The 20,626-nt window shown below is 39.4% G+C and carries 9 protein-coding genes; 1 reads left to right on the forward strand and 8 read right to left on the reverse strand.

Annotated features, from left to right (window positions below; all coding sequences use genetic code 11):
• Positions 1–63: 63 nt before the first annotated feature.
• The 7 genes from ABJQ32_18880 to ABJQ32_18910 all read right to left on the reverse strand — a co-directional run bounded on the left by ABJQ32_18880 (position 64) and on the right by ABJQ32_18910 (position 12,937).
• A complete protein-coding gene (locus ABJQ32_18880; GenBank protein ID MEP5291729.1) occupies positions 64–396 on the reverse strand; it encodes a GIY-YIG nuclease family protein in 333 nt (110 codons plus the stop codon).
• Positions 397–550: 154 nt separating this feature from the next.
• Positions 551–2,668, reverse strand: coding sequence for a M3 family metallopeptidase (locus tag ABJQ32_18885; GenBank protein MEP5291730.1), 2,118 nt, complete (start codon positions 2,666–2,668; stop codon positions 551–553).
• Between the two features lie 378 nt (positions 2,669–3,046).
• Positions 3,047–8,500: an MG2 domain-containing protein gene (locus tag ABJQ32_18890; GenBank protein ID MEP5291731.1), complete on the reverse strand. Its 5,454-nt coding sequence runs from the start codon at positions 8,498–8,500 to the stop codon at positions 3,047–3,049.
• Positions 8,501–8,639: 139 nt separating this feature from the next.
• Positions 8,640–9,608, reverse strand: a complete 969-nt coding sequence (locus ABJQ32_18895) for a tetratricopeptide repeat protein (protein ID MEP5291732.1) — start codon at positions 9,606–9,608, stop codon at positions 8,640–8,642.
• Positions 9,609–9,610: 2 nt separating this feature from the next.
• Positions 9,611–11,230, reverse strand: a complete 1,620-nt coding sequence (locus tag ABJQ32_18900) for a CocE/NonD family hydrolase (protein MEP5291733.1) — start codon at positions 11,228–11,230, stop codon at positions 9,611–9,613.
• A gap of 139 nt (positions 11,231–11,369) precedes the next feature.
• Positions 11,370–12,233 carry a LytTR family DNA-binding domain-containing protein gene (locus ABJQ32_18905; GenBank protein MEP5291734.1) on the reverse strand — a complete coding sequence of 288 codons (864 nt, stop codon included), beginning with the start codon at positions 12,231–12,233 and terminating at the stop codon, positions 11,370–11,372.
• A gap of 101 nt (positions 12,234–12,334) precedes the next feature.
• Positions 12,335–12,937: a trimeric intracellular cation channel family protein gene (locus ABJQ32_18910; GenBank protein ID MEP5291735.1), complete on the reverse strand. Its 603-nt coding sequence runs from the start codon at positions 12,935–12,937 to the stop codon at positions 12,335–12,337.
• A 442-nt stretch (positions 12,938–13,379) separates the two neighbouring features.
• Here ABJQ32_18910 and ABJQ32_18915 point away from each other — a divergent pair, with 442 nt between their 5' ends.
• A complete protein-coding gene (locus ABJQ32_18915) occupies positions 13,380–17,978 on the forward strand; it encodes a beta-propeller fold lactonase family protein (protein MEP5291736.1) in 4,599 nt (1,532 codons plus the stop codon).
• Positions 17,979–18,579: 601 nt separating this feature from the next.
• On the opposite strand, the gene ABJQ32_18920 is transcribed toward ABJQ32_18915, so the two are convergent.
• The gene (locus ABJQ32_18920) at positions 18,580–20,466 is read right to left on the reverse strand and encodes a hypothetical protein (protein MEP5291737.1); all 1,887 of its coding nucleotides are present in this window, start codon (positions 20,464–20,466) and stop codon (positions 18,580–18,582) included.
• Positions 20,467–20,626: the final 160 nt, after the last annotated feature.

Raw genomic sequence — 20,626 nt, forward strand, 5'->3', positions numbered from 1 at the left:
AGTCAAGATAAAGTAAGGAATCTAATCTACTTTATTGTCATTTCGACGCAGGAGAAATCTAGACTAGTTTTTTGGTGGAAACTTTAAACTATCCCATGCGCCAATTTTATCATTTAAGAATTCCCAATTGGGATTCATGGATTCTATTAGTTTATTTTTCTTTTCTCTTCTCCATTTTTTTATTTCCTTCTCTCTTTCAAAGGCATGATTAACAAATGAATGACGCTCCCACCAAACTAGGTTATAGCAATAGTACTTTCCTGCCCATGTTCTTGGATTTCCTCGATTTTCATAGTGCTGAATTAGCCTAGAAGTGAGATCATTAGTCATTCCAACATCGACAACAGATCGAGCTGGGTTAGTAGTTATATACGCAAAGTAGTTGTGATTTTTCATTGGAGGTAAATATCTCTCCTTCGTCGAGAAGACAAATGCGAAGAAAATTTGCAGAATCTGTCAGTCCGGCAAAGCGAGGAAGTGATTCAGGAATCTCTAAGATAAAGATTCCTGAATTTCGTTTCACTTCGTCAGGAATGACGTTGCTGCTCTCCTAATTAAAGCCTCTCCTTTCAAGGATTGCCTCAAATTTTGGTTCTCTGCCTCGGAAATTCACATACATTTCCATGGCATCTCTTGTGCCGCCTTTTGATAGGATATGCTCACGATAAGCGTTAGCTGTTTCTTTATCAAAAAGACCATTCTCCTTGAAAGCGCCGAAAGCATCTGCATCCATTACCTCTGAGTTTAGGTAGCTATAGTATCCTGCAGAATAGCCCTCAGGACTTGAGAATGCGTGTTGGAAATAGCCTGTTCTGTATCGAGGAACAATGGCATCAATCATCCCGATTTTATCCATCGCAGCTTTTTCAAAATCATCTGCATTCATCGTGATAGGCTCGGTGACTGAATGATAAGCCATATCCAAATAGGAGGCAGCCATGTATTCTACTGTTCCAAATCCTTGATTGAACTGTCCAGCATTTTTGATTTTGTTTACTAACTCTGTAGGCATCACTTCTCCAGTTTCGTAGTGGAAAGCATAAAGAGCAAGCATTTCAGGTTCGAAAACCCAATTTTCCATTACTTGAGAAGGGAATTCCACGAAATCTCTAGGTGTAGCTGTTCCTGAAATAGAAGGGTATGTACATTCTGAAAGTAGTCCATGTAATGCATGCCCAAACTCATGAAACAAGGTGGATGCTTCGTCTTGCGAAAGAAGCGAGGGTGTATCTCCTGTTGGTTTAGTAAAATTTCCAACATTAGTAACAATAGGGATAACTTTATTCCCATTCATGTTACTTTGACTTCTGTAAGTGTTCATCCAGGCACCCCCTCTTTTGCTGGTCCGATAAAACCAATCTGATAAGTAGATGCCAATCAATTCACCTTTTTCATTTTTTACGGTATAGGTACGAACATCTTCATGGTATTTAGGAATATTGGTTTGCTCTTCAAAGGTCATTCCAAACAATTTGTTGGCAAGCGTGAAAGTGCCATTGATAACATTATCCACTTTCAAATAGGGGCGAATTTCATTTTCATCCAGATTGTATTTGCTCATTTTGATTTTCTCAGCATAATGCCACCAGTCCCAAGGCATGATGTTAATGTCGTTTCCTTCTTTTACAGCCATTGTTTTCATCATATCTCTTTCGTTCTTGGCAGCCTGAATTGCTGCTGGCCATACTTTATCCAACAGGTTGTAAACCTTATCTGGATTATCGAGCATTCTTTGTGTCAGTACATAATCAGCCCAGGTAGCATATCCTAAAAGCTTTGCTTTCTCAAGTCTCACGTTTGCTAATTGGACTGAGAGTGCTTTGTTGTCATTTTCATCATCATTATCACCTCTATTGATGTATCCTTTCTTCAGTTGTTCTCTGAGATCCCTTCGAGTTGAATACGTAATGAAAGGATAAAGGCTTGGACGATGCGTAGTGAAGACATATTTGGTACTATCATAGCCTCTCTCTTTGGCAGCATCAGCCCCAGCATTGATGACACTTTCAGGAAGACCATCCAGATCATCGGCTGTTAGTACCATCTCAAATTTGTTAGTCTCTGCCAGTACGTTTTCTCCAAATGAAACAGAGAGCGAGGAAAGCTGTGAATTAAGCTCTCTCATCTTTGTCTTCTGTTCATCATTCAAAGCCGCCCCTGCTCGAACAAAACGGGTATGATAATTCTCCAATAATTTGTTTTGTTCCACGGTTAGATTTAATTCTGAACGTTGGTCGTAAAGTGTCCTTACTTTCCCATAGAAGCTTGCATTAAGAAAAATATTGTCTCCATGCGCGGATAGTTTGGGGCTAATCTCTCTTGAGATCCCTTGAAGTGAGTCATTGGTATTCGCAGAAGTTAGATTGAAGAATACATTACTTACTTTATTCAGCAAATCTCCTGACTTCTCAAACGCCTCGATCGTGTTTTCAAAAGTTGGGGCTCCTTCATTATTCGCGATGGTTTCTACTTCCTTGATTTGCTCGGCCATGCCATCTTCAAAAGCCTGCATGTAGTGTTCATCTTTGATTTGATCAAATGGAGGTACACCATAGGGGGTATCCCATTCCTGATAGAATGGATTTTCTAGCTGCATTTCGTTATTTTCTGATTGTGTCTGACAGCTGAAAAGAACTCCAGCGATCATTAGATAAAGTAATTTTTTCATGTGTGTAAATTTATTTCAAGGGCCACATGGAATTCGTATGATAATGACGGTCATTTATTTAGACCAGCTACAATCATACTCATTTCATTGTGAGGTTTCTTGGGTTGAAAAGTAAAAGTAGTAAGGAGTGAGAATATAGAAATCCAGAATAAAGAAATCGTGTCTTTGAAAGAGTGGATAAATGCATGCAGGAAACGGAATTTTTATGTTCCATTCCAGAGAATAAAGATTCTATTATTGATGAGATGAATATTCCGTTATCGGAAACTCTCCATAGAGTAGAATTGTAAGTCCTCACTTTATGCCAAGATATTCAATGATCTTGTGAAGATCAGCTTTCGATAAATAGAAGGTGCCGGAATAAATCCGGCAAGTGAGCTACTCCACCATAATCCACTCACCCTTGCCTTTTGCATTGATGCTGGCATCATACATGGCTTCACAGTATGCGCCAGGCAAATAAAATTCTCCTCCGTAAGTAGCTGTAAGATTTACTTTGAATGTTTTTGCTTCTCCTCTTTTCAAAAAGAAATACGTGTAAATCCTGTCGTCTCGAATATCCTGATAATCAAAGCTGGAGTTGCTGAATGAGTCAGTGTCATTCAAGCGATCATTATTAATCTCCCAGCCAGACGGGAAAATCTGCGCAAGGGCTAAGTCTCTTACTGTAGAGCTTGACTCATTCGTGATTTTCACTTCAGCTGTGAATGTTTGTCCTTGTTTGATATCCGCTACATCAACGCTTTCTCCACGTTGGTTAAAGTAGTTGATGTTCATGCGCAACCCTGAGCTATTGGCAGGTTCATCCCCTGGATAAGGAGTGCCTGTTGTGGTCAGTGTAATGAAGAGCGTGCCATCACTATTATTGGCAATGGATAGCTTTTTACTCTTAGACTCAGCGTTAATTGAAGATCGAAGAATCGGTAATTCGCTTTTCCAGCTTTCTGAATCACCAGCATAAGTCACTTTCGCTTTCAGATCAGAGGCAGCCATTTGTCCGAGGTATTTGCTAATTGCCAGTAAGGTATAAGCAGTAGTTTGTGTGCTATACCAGCTTTTGCTGGCTAAACTATTTGCTAGTTCCCTCAGTAATTTGAAGCCCTCTTCTTTCTTATCCATGTATGTATAACTTTCTAAAAGAAGAGCTTTATCCCTTGTCTCAGATCCATAGGAATACCAATAATTATATCGTGAAGGTTGAGTACCAGCTTTGTTTAGAAGGTTCAAAGCAATTTGCTTCTTGCCTATCAAGCTATACGCTGCTCCAAGTTTCCATAGTGCCTGACTCTTGAGGTCTGAAGTATTTAGCATTCGATTCATGCTGCTTAAGGATGCATTTCCCCCAAGCGCAAGAGTAAACAAGCGATATGCTTGAATAAGATCATCACTATATCTGGAATCTCCTTTACTCCAGTTCTTTGCTCGTCGAGTCTGATATTTTTTAATGCTGCTGATGAGTTCTTTTGGAACAAAGTATCCTTTCGCTTCTGCTTCCAACAGGAAATGATACCCATAGTTGGTTCCCCAGTCGTTTACATCACTCTGTCCAGGCCAATAGGCCAAACCTCCTTCGATGGCTTGGAACTTTTTAAGTCGCTCAATGGCAGCCTTTACATTTTCTTCTACCTTCACTTTTTGCGTTGTAGTCAATTCGGTGATGTCATCGAGGAACAATTGAGGAAAGACAGAGGAAACTGTTTGCTCAATACATCCATGAGGATAACGGATGAGGTACTTCAATCGCTTTTCCAAATTCATCGATGGAACTGTAGCAATTTCCAGTGTTGCGGTATTAGTTCCTTGCATACCAAAAGTGGCCAATTCAGCATCGTATGTCTTTCCTTTTTCAAGTGTGAAAAGTTGTACTTGAGTTTGCTCGGTATTAGGAGCTCGGCTTTCCAAATAGATCTCGTGAGTAGCCACTTCATTACCTGACTTAGCCGTTATTTTTACTTTGCCGCTTCCCAACATTTTAGCTACTTCTAAGTCAAAGTACTGCACTACATTTTCTGAGGAAGACAAGTCTACCTTAGCAGATTTTTCACCATTTACGGATAATAGTCCATCCGTTTCTATGGTTACGGTCGCATTTTTGATACTCTCTTTATAGCGAAATACATTGACAGGCAATTTGATCTTCTCTCCTGGACCGGTGACTCTTGGAAGTGTACCCAATACCATCAATGGTTTAATGACAGGAGTAGCTTTATCAGCTTTTCCGTATGCTCCATCTATGCCAGCTACCACCATTGTTTTAACTGAGCCAATATATTGAGGCATAGTGAATGTGTGTGATTGGGCTTTACCTGTTGTGAAAAAGGGTCCCATAAATTGGACTACAGGTTTGAATCGCTCATCAGGTTTTTTGCTGTCCTTATCTCCGGCTTCTGCCTCACCATCTCCCCCTACAGTAAGCACTTTTTCTAATCGCCCTCCATAAGCACCGATCACTTGATCATAGAGATCCCAGGTTTTGACTCCTATGGCTTCTCTGCTATAGAAATGGTTCCAGGCATTGGGTGTTTTAAAGTTCGTAATGTCCAACAAGCCTTCATCGACAACTGCTATGGTGTAAGCCATCGGTTTGCCATTCTTCTCTGAAACCTTGATTGTAACTTCCTCACCTGGAGCTAGCTCATCACTCATGACAAGTTGTGGTTCGAGGATGGTTTCTTTATCAACGACCTTAATAGGAGCTATGCCGTAGAGTCTAATCGGAAGGTCATTCTTAGTTTGTGCATGGGGCTGCAAAAGTGTGATATGGGCGTAAATATTAGGCGCCATCTCAGGCGTGGCTTTCACTTTTATGGTGGTATTACCATCAGCAGTCTTGGTCCAGAAGTGGTCCACCACTTTGCTTCCATTTTCGATACTTACCAGCGCTTGCGCCCCAGAAGTGCCAGGTATGGTAAGTTCTATTTCTTCACCTACTTCAAATTCATTTTTATTGGTGGTTATGGACATGAAAGTTGCTCCAAGCTCACCTTGTTCGCTACCGCTCCAACTCATATAAAAATAGTCCCCAGAACTATGTCCAGATATTGGGTCCTCAATAACCATCATATATCGTCCCCAATCATCAATCTTAAATGTTCCGACTCCACGACCATTATTGATATCTATCCATTTTTCTGCAACTAAGTTTCTGTTGGAACTGCGGATATAGTTCACTGAATAGTCTTCTGATTCATCCCACCACCAGCGCCAGTTTACTTCGTAGATTTTCATTTTCACCCTTCCTGAAGAAGTGGGGTTTCCTTCACTGTCTACAGAAGCAATGTTTACTTTATGGTTAGCATCTCTTGCCAACCATCCCCAATTATCTCCTTCTGGCAATTGAAGTCCTACAAAGGAGACAAAAGGGTAGTAGGTGAGTGATTGTGTGTTGATACTGAAATCTCCTCCTGGCTCAAAGGCTTTGGTCTCAAAAGTTGCTCTTACTGCACCGCCAGCCTCTTTTTGAATTGGAAGCGTGTAGTTAAATGTCGTGTTTCCTACTGCATCTGTTCGCCCCGTGAATGCTACACTTTTTTCATTGATTACATTTTTTACTGGATCATCAAATTCAAAGTTGGCCAGACCGTCAAATGTCGTATTGATTGGACGGAAGCTGACTGAAGTTTCGACTTTAAGGTTGTTTCCTTTAATTCCAGTTAGCCAGTTTACAGACATTTCTGGCGAAAGTGTGCGTTTATTGAATGCTATTTTATCATTTTCGAAATCAAGATTTATTTTAAGTCTGTTGGGTTTGATGGTCTCTACTTTCACTTGCTTACTAAATGAAGCATTTCCTACTTTGATAGATGCATTCCAGTTTCCGGTCACATCTGTTGGGTCTGTTTTAGTAGTAAATGAATAAAGATTTTCTACACTAGAATTAGCTATCTGGCGATCTTTTAGATTTCCTTGAGGATCACGCAACTCAAAGATAACTGGTTGATCTGCAGGTACACGATCATCAATATCTTCTAGCATAAATGAAAGAAATATATCATTTCCAGGTCTCCAAACACCTCGTTCACCGTATATGAAGCCTTTGACTCCATTTCTAACTCTGTTTCCAGAAACATCAAAGTTGCTCATAGTAAGCGAAGAACCATCATCGAGCTTTAGGTAAGACTTTTGTCCATTGGCTTCTGCAATTACTAGAAACGGTCTTCTCACAGGATTGAAAGTGACCATTCCATTGGTGTTGGTTTTTGCTTCATCTAATACCTGAAGTTGAAAATCAAGCACCTTTACTGAAGCCTCTACAGGTGCTGCTGATATCATATTGGTGGTGTAAACATTCAATGAATTGTCACCTCCAATCTTTGTGATTAACCCTATATCTGATGCGATCAGGTTTCTAGTTACAAAGCGGTCACTGTTGTAGTAAGAAATGTGGCATGGATTATCTCGCTCATCCCATCGGTAGCCTCTTGGATAATAGTAATTGGAGTAATAGGTATCAAAACCATCTCCATCAAAAATGCTCCATGAATCATTCTTGCTTGATTGAGCTTCACCAGTTGGAATTTCTTGACATGGAAATACCGAATCTTCCGGGCGGAATCCTAACCTTACCTGATAGATGGCTCCCTTTTCTGTCTCAAAAAGTGTGGCTAAGTCAAGTGTAAACCTATTCCAATTGGATAGGTCGTTGGAATGCGCTGATAGGTCAATTGATTTAACCATGACGCTCCTTCCAGTTCTAATCATCTGATCGTCTCCATTTAGCGAGTTTGCTTGAAGAAATTGTGGAATATTCTGCTCAAATATCTGAATGACATTTACACGAATGCTTTTTAGGTTAATTGCTTCAAATGGAAGAACTAATCCATCTGTGGAAGGCAGAATACTACCTTTTCCAATGAGTCTTATCTGGGGATTTTCAGGATCAAATGCGAGGTAACGATTGAGTTTTTCTTTGAGCGGATGTCCAAATACATTCTTGATCCCGCTCTCTATTTGGATCGGTCTGCTTCCGGCTAACATCCGTGTTAGGTAGACCTGTACTTGATTGCCGTCGATTACAAATTTCGGATTGGATTCACCATCAATAGTGATTAATCCTTTCAAATCCTGATTTGACTGAAGCGGATCTGAAAAAAGCAGAGAAACATAGGGAGTACCCGTTTTTTGAACGTTAGCGGAAGTCAGAGAAAAGTCTTTCGTAGAAGGAACAATGAGTGTTTTTTCATCCTCTTTCTTCACGCCAATAGCATCACCTGAAACAGCTACTTTTAAATCATATCCAGCATCTGTTCGCTCGATGTTCTTGACGGTAAATTGGTGTGAAGTATTGGTTCGATGAACCCATTCGACTTCTTTACCTCCGGCGTTGAGCATTTTCTCTACCTCCTCATTATCCACAAAGTCAGCTGTATTCAATTCACCGTTTAGTTCCAATACTTTCGGGTTTTCAATGTCTGAGGTTCGAAGACCATCAAGGTTGATTTCATAGTCCATTGGTATGGTCTGTACGGCAAATACAAACTCTTTTAGTTCGTCAGATACTTCTATCATAGAAGCTAATTTCAATTTAATGGCATACTCCTGGCCTGATTTCAATGGATCTATTGGACTAAATATGAGTGACTGCCCAGAGCGAACGAGTTCTCCTTTCACAGATGGAGATAAAGAAACCCAACTTTCTGATACCTGCTGAGGGAAAACAACATCATTGGCAAACTGAATGGTGATGTTATCTTTTTTAGAGATGATTCCCGTTGTGAATCCTGAGATATAATCCAAAAAACGGGCATCTTTAGATACTTGCGTTTCTTTTGTTTTTTGGCAAGAGGTGAATAAAAATAGTGATCCAACAAGAGCTAGGATTAGCTTTTTCATAGAATTTATTGATGAAAGGTTGAATGGGGAATTTAGGAAATATAAGCGAATTTCCATTCGAATTTCACCGCTATGAGATTGAGGGAGGAAAGACTACATATTATCTTATTTGAGAAAGTTTATCCTATTCTTTTCACTTTTATTCATTCAATAGAGCTTTAGCTTGTTTGAAATCAGGATATAATTCTAGAGCTTTCGCGGCATCTTGTTTATAATCTTCGCCCATTTTCTTTTTTAGCAGCGCTAGTCTATAGTATGCCCAATGTTTTGCTGGAGTGCTTTTTTCAGGACTCTCGTCAATAAATTTCATCATACATTTTTTACCCTTGGCTACATTATTTTTTGTAATTGAAGCTAATCTGCCATAAAAGTAGTACCCCAATAGAACGTCTGGAAAGCTTTCGATCATGTTTGAGGCAATTTCAAAAGCCTCGTCGTATCGCTTTCGGTCAACGTAGAAATTACCAAGGTTATACATTGTATTGGTGTTGGAACTATCTTTTTTTAGAATTGCTATGTACTCTCTTTCTGCTTCATCATATGCTTGTCTATTTACATGAATAGTTGCCATCAAAGTTCTTCCCTTAATTTCATTATACTTCATAATTTCGGTTGCTTGTTCTTGCGCCTTAGTATTACTTCCGCCTGCGATTAACGGGGCATTTAAGTAATAATTTGCTAGTTTTTCTCGTGCCTCAATGTGAGATGGTTGTAGTTCAATTGATCTTAAAAGAGAAGCTTTGGCTTTACTTGCAATAGATCCTTTCTGAAAAAGGCTCTCAGTGATCTGAAGCTTATCTAATAATACGCTACCAAGCAAATAGTGACAATCTGCATTGCTGTTATCAAGTTCAATGCATTTTATGAAGGCTTCAATTGCTTGATCAAAGCTTTCTAAGTTGTAATGAGCTTTTCCTAATAATTCAAAATAACCTGGATTACTTTCATAGTTCGCTGCACTATCAGATAACAGTTGAAGTGCCTTGTCATTTTTCTCTTGCATGAGATACTCTCCTGCATCATCAAATAATGAGTTTTGCGCTATACCAAGGTTTGCAAAAAGGATTGAATAAATCACGCTAATGAATATGATTGCCTGTTTTTTCATGATTATTCTTTGATAATTGGTAAGGTGATTTTTGAAGGAAATTTTTTAGAGTAGATAATTGATTGTTGCACTGGCATAAGTTTTTCCGCTTTAAGGGGATCAATGCCGGAATTTGGGTTTCTGTTGAATTTTGGGTAATTACTACTACTTATCTGTAGCCTCACTTTTTCTCCTTGAAAAACTTTAAATGCAATATCAGGAAGCTCAAAATTTACTTTTTCTATCTTGCCTTTTAGGCTATCAGGTAACAATCGTATGATATCATCAGTAAGATTTTTTGAAACACCTTCCTTATCTACTAATGTAAGTTTAGCTGTGAAATCTGTGCCCCTACCTTCAGTAGAAATGTAAAGTTCCACGCTTATCGTTCCTGCTATTAATTCCGACTTGGAAAATGCTGGTGAAGTAAAAGAGACTACATCTTTTCTTTCTTCAATTTGCTTTTGATCTAAAATTCCAATATTTCCCTCAAGGGCATAAAAATTAGCCCCTCCCCATGTAGGAGTTGGATTATTTGGATCGAATAAATAATTATTAGCGGTTATTTCTTTTGAAGCTTTTTTACTTGTAAGCTGATTTTCTTTATTGAGGAAGAAAGTTCTTGGTTTATTTTTCGGTGGCCAGGTATTAGTGGTTTGCCATTCATCATGAAACATTACGTAATAATTTATTCGATCATCGATCATATAATCGAAAGATTTCCCGTTCAGCGTATACTGAAACCAATCCGTCGCAAGTTCAAGAAATTGATTGATCTCCATTCTTCCTATTTCAGGAATCTGGTATTCACCTACCATGTTATTCTGATCATAAATTTGATTGTGATACCAAGGGCCTAACATCATGTACTGATTGTCGTTGGAGGAAGACTGACTAATCTTTTTAAAAGCATCTATGTTGGCCTGTAATGTGAAATCATACCAACCATTCATATGAAAGATGGGAATGCTGACTGATCGATAATCAAAGGAAACATCAGGCGTACTATCTAAACCTCCTTGAGGTACGGCATCTTTTAATGGAAGATGTGCAAACATCTCATTCAGATCAGCCCCTTGTTCTGATAGCTTGGTAGTGTTACCAATGAGTAGTAGCCATGGTATTGCCAACATTTGATGGAATGCTCCACCGGGAGACATTATTTTAGCCCCATTGATCCATCCAGAAAGACTAAATACACTTTTAAGAGATGGGTTAGAGGAGTCTGCTTGAATTAGAGCTGAATAAGCCAAATATGAAGATCCCCACATGCCAATGTCTCCGTTGCACCAAGGCTGTTTATTTATCCAAGCTAATGTGGCTATTCCATCGCTTTTTTCATTATTGAAGGAAGTAAACTCTCCTTCCGAGTCACCCATACCTCTGACGTCTTGAACAACGACAGAGAATCCGTTCTTAGCAAAATGAGAAGCAAATATCTTTGATCCGCCTTTTCCATACGGAGTACGTATGAGGATCGTAGGGATTTTCTTTTGTCCCATTGGTAGATACAAATCATGATAAAGCTTTATGCCACTTTCTAAAGAGATAAACCCACTTTTTACTTCAAAAGATTGACTCTGTGCTAGGGTTGTTTGTAGTATCAATAGAAACCATAAAAACCGATTACTAATCATATTCATTCTTCACTTTTAACCCGAAAATGAAGAGTTTATCATAGTAAATGAAATCATTGTGGCGAGTGCAAAAGAAATGTGGTGTAAGGAAGATTATGGTGGTAAAATGCAGCTAGATAAAGTAATTCACCACAAGAGCATTACCTTAAATTGAGTCTAAAGAATTTTTAAGGGTTTGAATATAATTCCGTGAGACAGGAATTGTGGTTTCACTGTTTGTAATACGTAACAGCATTCCCTGCGAGTTTCCTTCTATTTTATAGATATGATTTAAGTTGACTATATATGATCGGTGCACACGTAAAAATGGGATAGGGAGTTGTGGCTCAATCTGCTTCATTGTATTTCTGATCAACTCATTTTTGAAGTCTTCACCCTCATCAGTTTGGTAGAAAATGTTCACATAATTATCCTCAGATTTCAAATAGATGATGGTCGAAGATTTACAACGAAAGATGTTTTTTTCATTGGTGGATTGGATGGTAGTATACCCATTCTGATCTACCTTTTTTATTTTGATATTTGATTCAATCAAATTTTCTCTAGTCTGCTTTAGTAGTGCTTTGTTGTAGTATATAAGAGCTGTTATCAATGTTGGGATAACGCCAATAAATATGGCGTTAGATAATATTGACAAGAATTCTTCACCGTTAAATAGTGCATGACTATTTAGGTAGTTTTGTAGTACATGATGAGCAAGAGCAATCAAAAAGATTTGAAAAAAATACCCTACTAGTAAGTGATGGAAGAAGTATTTTTTCAGACCGATTACTTTGATTGCAAAAGGAATAATAAAGGCACCACTAACAAAAAGAACGAGGAAATAGGTTAATACAAATGGAAGAAAGACAAGGTATTTGTTGTTGTCACCTATCTCGAAATTGAATGGCTCTAGAAAAACGAAAATAAAATAAACACTTGATAGGGCGATTAAAAGTGTGATCGCAACCTCTTTTTTTGAGTATTTGGGGATGAGTATTGGCTGAAGAAAAAATCGACTTTGAAACATAATTCAGATTTTACTGCACACTTGCAAATAAAATGTATTTGCTACTTAAGTATTGATTCATGTTCTAGGTAGGTAGTTGCAAACAAGTTAAAATGATGCAACTATGAAATGTCAGGCAATTTCCATTTGAATTTGACTGCCATAACACGAAAGATCATAATAAAAGAAACTGTAATAATTGTATTGATAATTTGCTCTACTGATAAGCGATCAAGAATGACGTATAAAATGCCTCCACAAAGACACGTCAATGCGTAAATCTCTTTCCTGAAAATCAAGGGTATTTCATTACAAACAATGTCTCGAAGAACTCCTCCAAATACGGCTGACACCATACCCATCATGATAGCAATGACTGGATGGACTCCAAGATTTAGTGCTTTTTGCAATCCTAAAACTGTAAAGACTGCAATTCCGACAGTATCAAACATGAAAAATGTACGCCGAAGTTTTAGAACTGCTTTTCCGAATAGCAATGAGATGATTATCCCAGACCCAATCATGGTTAAATAGATCAGGTCTTCCATCCAACCTACAGGCGTACTTCCCAGAAGTACGTCTCGGACAGTGCCTCCACCGATTGCGGTGATTAAACCCACTGCTGCTATACCAAAAAAGTCAAGCTTCTTGTCTCGGCCCGCAAGTGCACCAGAAATGGCAAAAACCATTGTGCCAAGTATATCGATGAAATAGAGAATAGTCACGGAGCGAAAATAATTACAATGATATTATAACGCTATTTATTCTCTATCCGCTTGATAAGGAATATTTTCTATGTCAAGGCTTATTGAGAACTGTCCTAAATCCATACGTTTTGTTATTTAAAATTCATGAGTTCAATTATCGTGAAATAGAAGGAAATCAAGTTCATTCTTACGGGTGATTTATGTAATTCCATTCTCTAATGAATTCTTATTACGTCTGCATGGACGATTGTTAGACTCTTTTAATCAGTTTTTAAACTATGGACTCAGTGAGCCTAGGATCGAAAACATTGAGGTAAGCTTCCAGAAATGGCAAATTGACCTGTTTGTGATAGAGATTGACCGATTTGTGCGTGTAGAATGGTATTGTTTTGCAGGTGAATTCATACCATCATACAAAAAACAATCGCCTTGTAAATTTTTATTAACTGAATTCTTCACAATGAAAAACCACATTTACCAATTTAGTATGTTACTAAAAAGAGGAGCCTTGTGCTTGGCTTTTGCCATGAGTTTGAGCGCTCAATTGCATGCACAAGACCTTACCGTCTTTACCCCAGTTTTTACAACAGACCCTGGCAACCCGCTTTCCATAGGAGGTAAATCAGAGCGGCCTGAGTCCATTACATTTTCCAACGATGGTTTGAAAATGCATATTTTAGCTGGTATTGAACGTGAGATTCATCAATATAATCTCACAGTTCCTTTTGATATTACCACTTCCTCATTTGAAGTTGCCCGTAGTGTGTCTCCGAACCCTACTGGCTTGGCCTTTTCTGCTGACGGTTTGCACATGTTTGTATCAAGAGTCAATACTACCCCTGGAGCTACAACAAGTTTTATTCAAGCATATGAACTTACCACTGCTTTTGACATAACAATTTCTTCCACCACTACCAGATTTACAATAGAGGAGGAAAGATCCCCTCAAGGACTCACTTTTTCCAATGACGGTACGCTCATGTTTGTCATAGGAGCAAGTGACGATGAAATAGACCAGTATAGTCTTTCTACTCCCTTTTCTTTATCCACGGCTTCTTTTGTTACGCCTGTGGACACGGCATTTTCTATTGCGCACTTAGATAGTAGTCCGTCAGACATTACCTTTTCTGATGACGGCCTACAATTGTTTTTTACAGGTAGTGGTGGAGATAAGGTTCACAAATACAACCTCACGGGTGCCTTTGATTTGAGTACCGCTTCCTACGCGGGAAATGTTTCTGTACAAAATGAAGATAGTGCACCAAGTGGTCTTGCCTTTTCAAATGATGGTAATAAAATGTTTATCAGTGGTGATGGTGGTGATCAAGTGGTGCAATATAATCTATCTGATCCTTTTGGGATCACCTCCGTAAGTTTCATCGGTGATTTTCCGATTACCCAAGATAGTTTTACCAATGGAATCGCGTTTTCCAACGATGGCATGCTGATGTTTCTTTCAGCGGCAGAAAATTTCACGGGTAAGGTGCTTCGATATCAATTAACCATCGCTTTTGACGTAACCACTGCCTCTTACTTAGGCTTGTTTTCGGTAAATTCTCAGCAAAATAATCCACGAGGTATTGCGTTTTCTGATGATGGAATGAGGATGTTTATCGTAGGAACAAGACTTGAGGATAAGGTCGATCAATATGACCTAACTACAGCCTATGATCTAACTACTGCGACTCATGGAGGTTTCTTTTTTATCAATACACAAGAAAATAATTCAACTGGCATTTCATTTTCAGCGGATGGGTTACGTATGTTTATTATTGGAACAGGTAGCGATGCAGTTCAGCAATATGATTTAAGCACTGCATTTGATGTGACTACTGCTTCTTTTTCTTCTTCCTTTTCAGTACTGCAACAAGGGGCTGATCCCGAAGGATTGAGTTTTTCTGATGATGGTCTTCGAATGTTTGTGTTGGACGATTCTGAAGATGAAGTATTTGTCTACGATCTCACAGTGGCGTTTGATGTAACAACAGCTTCATTGTTTAATTCGCTTATTTTAAATGAAAATAGGAGTAGAACAACGATGAGTTTATCTCCTGACGGATCACGGATGTACATTATTGATAATGGAAGTGATGTTGTTAATCAGTATGCGCTATCAGATGCTTTTAATCTGAGCTCCGTCTCTTTGGAAAAAACAGTAGGCAATCCCTTTAGCATAAGTAGCGAGGAGACTGGCAGTAGAGGCATTTCTTTTTCTCCTGACGGACTTAATATGTATGTAATTGGGGAAGGATCAGGCTCTTCTGAAGAAATTAATCAATATGAGCTAACTACTGCTTTTGACATTAAGACAGCATCTTTCAAGAAAAGAAATGGGATAGGCCCCTGGGAATCAACTCCTGGAGATCTCGCCCTTTCTCCTGATGGAACGCGAATGTTTTTGTTAGGTAGATCTGGCATACATGAATTTGAGCTTACCACTCCATTCGAGGTACAGACAGGCTCGGCCAATTTCGTTCAAGAATTTTTGGTGATTACTGAAGAGACGCACCCTGAAGGCTTGGCCTTTTCTGCTGATGGCTTGCACATGTACATTGTAGGAGCTCGAATGGACTCTGTATTTCAATATGCATTGACTGATGCATACGATATAGGTACCGCTACACTGAATCAAAGCTTTTACATAGGAGAAGAGGAACTTGGGTCAACAGGGATTACTTTCTCCCCTGATGGTTCGCAAATGTTAATTATTGGCCAGGCGTTTGGTGATAGTAACATTCATCAGTACACACTTAGTACTCCATGGGATATCAGCACAGCTACTGTAGCCATCAACTTTTCAGTAGCAGATCAGGAAGCTGACCCAGAAGGGATTACTTTTTCTCCCGATGGAACCAAAATGTTTATTATAGGTGCATCTAAGATCAGCGTATATGATATGGTTGACAATACGCCAGTACCAGTAATCACCGAAGGTCAATCATTTTCATACAAAGAAAATCAGGACGATCATTTTTTGATTGGCACCATTGAGGCTTCTGATAATGTAGGAATCGTCAGCTTTTCCATTACTGCTGGCAATGAAGATGGGTTCTTTGATCTGGATGATACGGGCGCATTGACTCTGTCAGATGCAGGAGAAGTAGGAGAGGCCAACGACTTTGAAACAGGAGCAAACAGCTTTACCCTGACCATTGAAGTTGCAGATGCGGCTGGCAATGCTGTATCGGCAGATGTATCAATAGATGTATTGGACAGAGTGGATGAGACACCACCGGTAGTTCCTATTTTTGAATCCTTTTATTATACAGAAAACCAGCCAGCGGGCTCTGTTATAGTTACGATACCGGTTTCAGATAATGTTGGGATCACTAGCTTGGTATTTGTAGAAGGTAACGAAGAAGGATTTTTTGAAATAGATGTAAATGGCGAGATCACCCTTACCGAAGCTGGAGCAGTTGGACCTGCAAATTCTTACAGTGAGATTGAATCAAATGAATATGGTTTGGATTTCATTGCGAGTGACGCAGATGGGAATTCTATATACGAAACATTATTTCTTATTGTCCAAGAAGACACAGAAGCACCGGTGATAGAAGCAGATCAGACTTTTATGTATTCTGAAAATCGGCGAACTGGTTTTGTGATTGGTACAATAGTGGCAACTGATAATGCGGAAATAGTAAGCTATACTATCACTGCTGGCAATGCTGACGGATTCTTCTCTGTAGACGATACGGGTGCAATCATCCTTACCAGTGCAGGAGCAGATGGTGAGAGCAGCGACTTTGAGACAGGCAGCAATAACTTTACCTTGACCATCACAGCGAGCGATGCAGAAGGCAATACTTCTGAAGAAGTAGATATAGATTTGGAATTGCAAGACTTGGACGATGAGGAAAACCCTGTCGTGGAAACAGGATTGAGTTTTACCTATGCAGAAAACCAAGCAGTCAACTACGTTATTGGATCCATATCGGCTACTGACAATGTGGGGATAGTATCCTTTAGTATTGCTTCAGGCGATGATGACGGGTTCTTTGTCATAGATGCAGTAGGAGAAATCACACTCTCATCAGCTGGAGAAGCTGGAGCAGCAAATGATTTTGAGACCGGTGCAAATAGTTTCACACTCGGTATTGTAGCGCATGATGCAGTAGATAACCGATCCACAGAAGGCGTTGTTACCATTGAAGTTAAGGATATTGAAGATACCGCTCCAATAATAGATGCAGATCAAAGCTTTACTTATGAAGAAAATCAGGCAGGCGGTTTTGCAATAGGTATAGTTTCGGCAAGCGATAACGTGGGGGTTGTAAGTTTCTCTATTACTGCTGGCAATGATGAAGGGTTCTTTTCTTTAGATAATAGCGGAAATCTCACACTTACTGAAGTTGGAGAAGCTGGAGCCGCTAATGACTTTGAAACGGGGGAAAATAACTATACGTTGACGATTACAGCTACAGATGCAGCGGGAAATACCTCCCCGGAAGTAGCAGTATCCATAGGAGTACAAGACAGAGCTGACGAGGAACCACCGGTAGTACAAACTGCTGCTGGCTTTAGCTATGAAGAAAATCAGGTAAGTGGTTTTGAAATAGGTACCGTCACGGCCACTGATAATATTGGAGTCATAAGTTTCTCCATAACTACCGGCAATGATGATGGTTTCTTTGCTATAGATACCGAAGGAACCCTCACTCTTACTGATGCAGGTTCGGCAGGCTCGGCGAATGATTTTGAGACTGGGGATAACACATATACCATAGGTGTTACTGCAAGTGATGATTCAGGTAATACCTCTGAAGTAGCCAATGTTAGTCTCACACTCCTGGATGAAGATGATCCTGTTTTGGGGGTAGATGAAGAGGTGAATTCAACAATCGTTTTTTACCCTAATCCTGCTACAAGTAGCCTACATGTCAAGAGCAAAGAACTCATCAAGACAGTACATTTATTTAATCTGAATGGCATATTGGTGATGGAAGGACATACCAATGAACTGGATATCTCCCAAGTAGCTAACGGAACCTATTTGGTAAAAGTAACTACTGATAAAGGTGAATATGCTGAGAATATCATTGTGAATCATAAAAACTAAGGACTGGACAGCAACATATCCAAATAGTTTAAAGATAACTAAGGCGGCATTTTCTAAGGTAGGAAATGCATGAGAGCTACCCGGGAGGGTGGCTCTCGCTTTTTACAGCTCAAACCAAAATTGACCTGTTTGTGCGGTTGATTGACCAGTTTGTGATATTCCGGACACACAATTAGAGCGACTTTCCTCTCGGATAGACATAGTTTCGCAAGGGGAAAAAGTAAGAGGATGTCTCAAATGAGATCCGCTTATCACGAAAGAAATATCACCACCTCTCTTAAACTCACAGTAAGTCCAATTGGTATTGCTTCACAGAAGACTATTTTTCGACTTTGATACACCCTCTTATTGGTTTGCTGATTTCACAGCAAAAAAGAGAGCTCCATTCAAGGACTTGTGGTTCTATTTTCTAAAAAAAAACTTGCATGATATGTCAAACTATTGCTTTGAAAGGTTCAAGGCTGTGATATCTAGCAAGCTTTCTGAAATTTTGCAGCTATACTAGATGGCAAAGAAAAACCTCCCTGAAACATCAATCTGATGATCTAAGGAGGTTTTGAGCGCAAACTATTTTGCCTTTTTGATGTCTAGCTATCCCATTTTAGTCAAGACTAAAATTGAATACTTCGTCTTTAGAAACACCGGGATCGTTAAAAAAGGTTCTACCACCTATACTCCATATTTTATCATCAAAGACCACTGAGGTGTGATTTTTAACTGGTCTAAGGCCTCCATCTCTAAACCAGTTAACCCCATCATCACTGAAATATGTGGAAGATGTAGTACCACTTGTGCTCGTAGCTCCTGCAATTATCCACATCTTATCAGCATAGACTACCGATGTTGTCCTAGTTAATTCATCTCCCATGTCACTGGTAGCTTCGGTCCAGGTTATGCCTTCTTCACTATACCATACATCGCTGAAAAAGTTAATGCTCCCATTTTCGCCATTCATGACCCACATTTTGTTATCAAATACAATGGATGTGTGTGATCTTCTTGCGCTAAAAGCAGCAGCTTCTGTAGCTTCTGTCCATGTTGTTCCATCTTCGCTATACCATACATCATTTGCTGAAGAACTAGCAATGTCACCTCCGATCACCCACATTTTATTATCAAATACGACAGAAGTATGACGATATCTAGCACCAAATGATTCCTCACCGGTGGCTTCTGTCCAAGTGAAACCATCCTCGCTGTACCATACATCGTTAAGAGGATTAGAAGCGCTTGTATTTGACTCAGAAAAGCCTAGTCCTCCAATGACCCACATCTTATTATCAAATACCAAAGAGGTATGTTGATGCCTTCCTGTAAAAGCTGCAACGGGGGTAGCTAAAATCCAGGTTATTCCATCTTCACTGTACCATACGTCATTTTGTGGGCTATCGGTATATCCACCAATCACCCATAATTTATTGTCATAAGCAAGAGAGGTGTGACCATTTCTTTCCATCTGTGGGATAGACATCACGGTTTCTGGATCGTAGGTCAAGCCTTGTGTACTAACCAGATGAATATTATTGCTATGTGTTGCTTCCTTACCATCTGTGGCATCTACCTTCCAGTAATAGGAAGTCCTAATGGGTAATTGCTCCGTCACTACAAAATTAGTATCGGTAAGATTTTCGGCATATAGTGGTAGATTATCCAAGTCTTCTATGCTACCTACCTCCCCTAGGTAGAAATTGTAAGTAACATTATCCCCATCACTATCTGTAGACTCTTCCCAGGTAAACTCGAGTTGTCTTACAGGCTGGCCTGATGCAATCAGTCTTGGTGATATCAGATTGAAAGTACTGGGTGCTTCGTTCGTCTCCACTGAGATGCTAACAATATATGTTTGAGTACTTTGATTTTCTGCAGTGACTGTATAGAAAGCAAGTTCTGAAAAATCCTGTGAACCTGTCGGGTTTACACTTGCTAGTGCAGAGAGTTCAATCGTAGGAACTAATGCTGTAACATTGGTTCCAAAAGGAACATTGGCAGTTATTAGGTTACCTGCTTCTGTCTCAGCTATGGTAGCTGTCACATCATCAATAAGGGCATCATTATCTGCTGCTGCAAAAATAAAACTGACAATTTCCTTTTCATTGCTTCTATCATCACTAACCTCTCCATCCATATTAACAATGACTACATAGGTAGCGGAGCTACCGTCCTCAGCTATTGCCACATAGGAAAGAGGGTTGGAAAAGTCTTGTGCACCCGTACGACTTACCGAAGCTAATTCAGAGACTTCTATAATTGGCTCTAATGCAGTAACGTCCGTTCCGAAAGGAACAGTCGCTGTAATCATCAAGTTGTTTTCGTCAATGGAGGCTGTTACATCTTCGCTTAGTGTTTCGTTACTTTCGGCGGTAAATATGAAACTAGTTATGGCCTTTTCGTCACTGAGTACTTCGGGCTCATCTTCGGAGCAAGCTACGATAATCATACATGTGAATATGGCTAAATACCATATGGTTTTTTGAACTTTTGTTAGCATTTTTTTACGTTTAATATGAGAATGCAAAACAATAAAATCAGGTTATCACAAATGGGTCAATCTGTATCATAAATGGGTCAAATTCAATGAATCTACATATCTAGCCCTATAAACAGCGCCAAAAGATCAATGATGTTTGAATCAATATGTATGTGAAATC

Origin of the sequence: Marinobacter alexandrii (genome assembly GCA_039984955.1) — a bacterium.
GTDB lineage: Bacteria > Bacteroidota > Bacteroidia > Cytophagales > Cyclobacteriaceae > Ekhidna.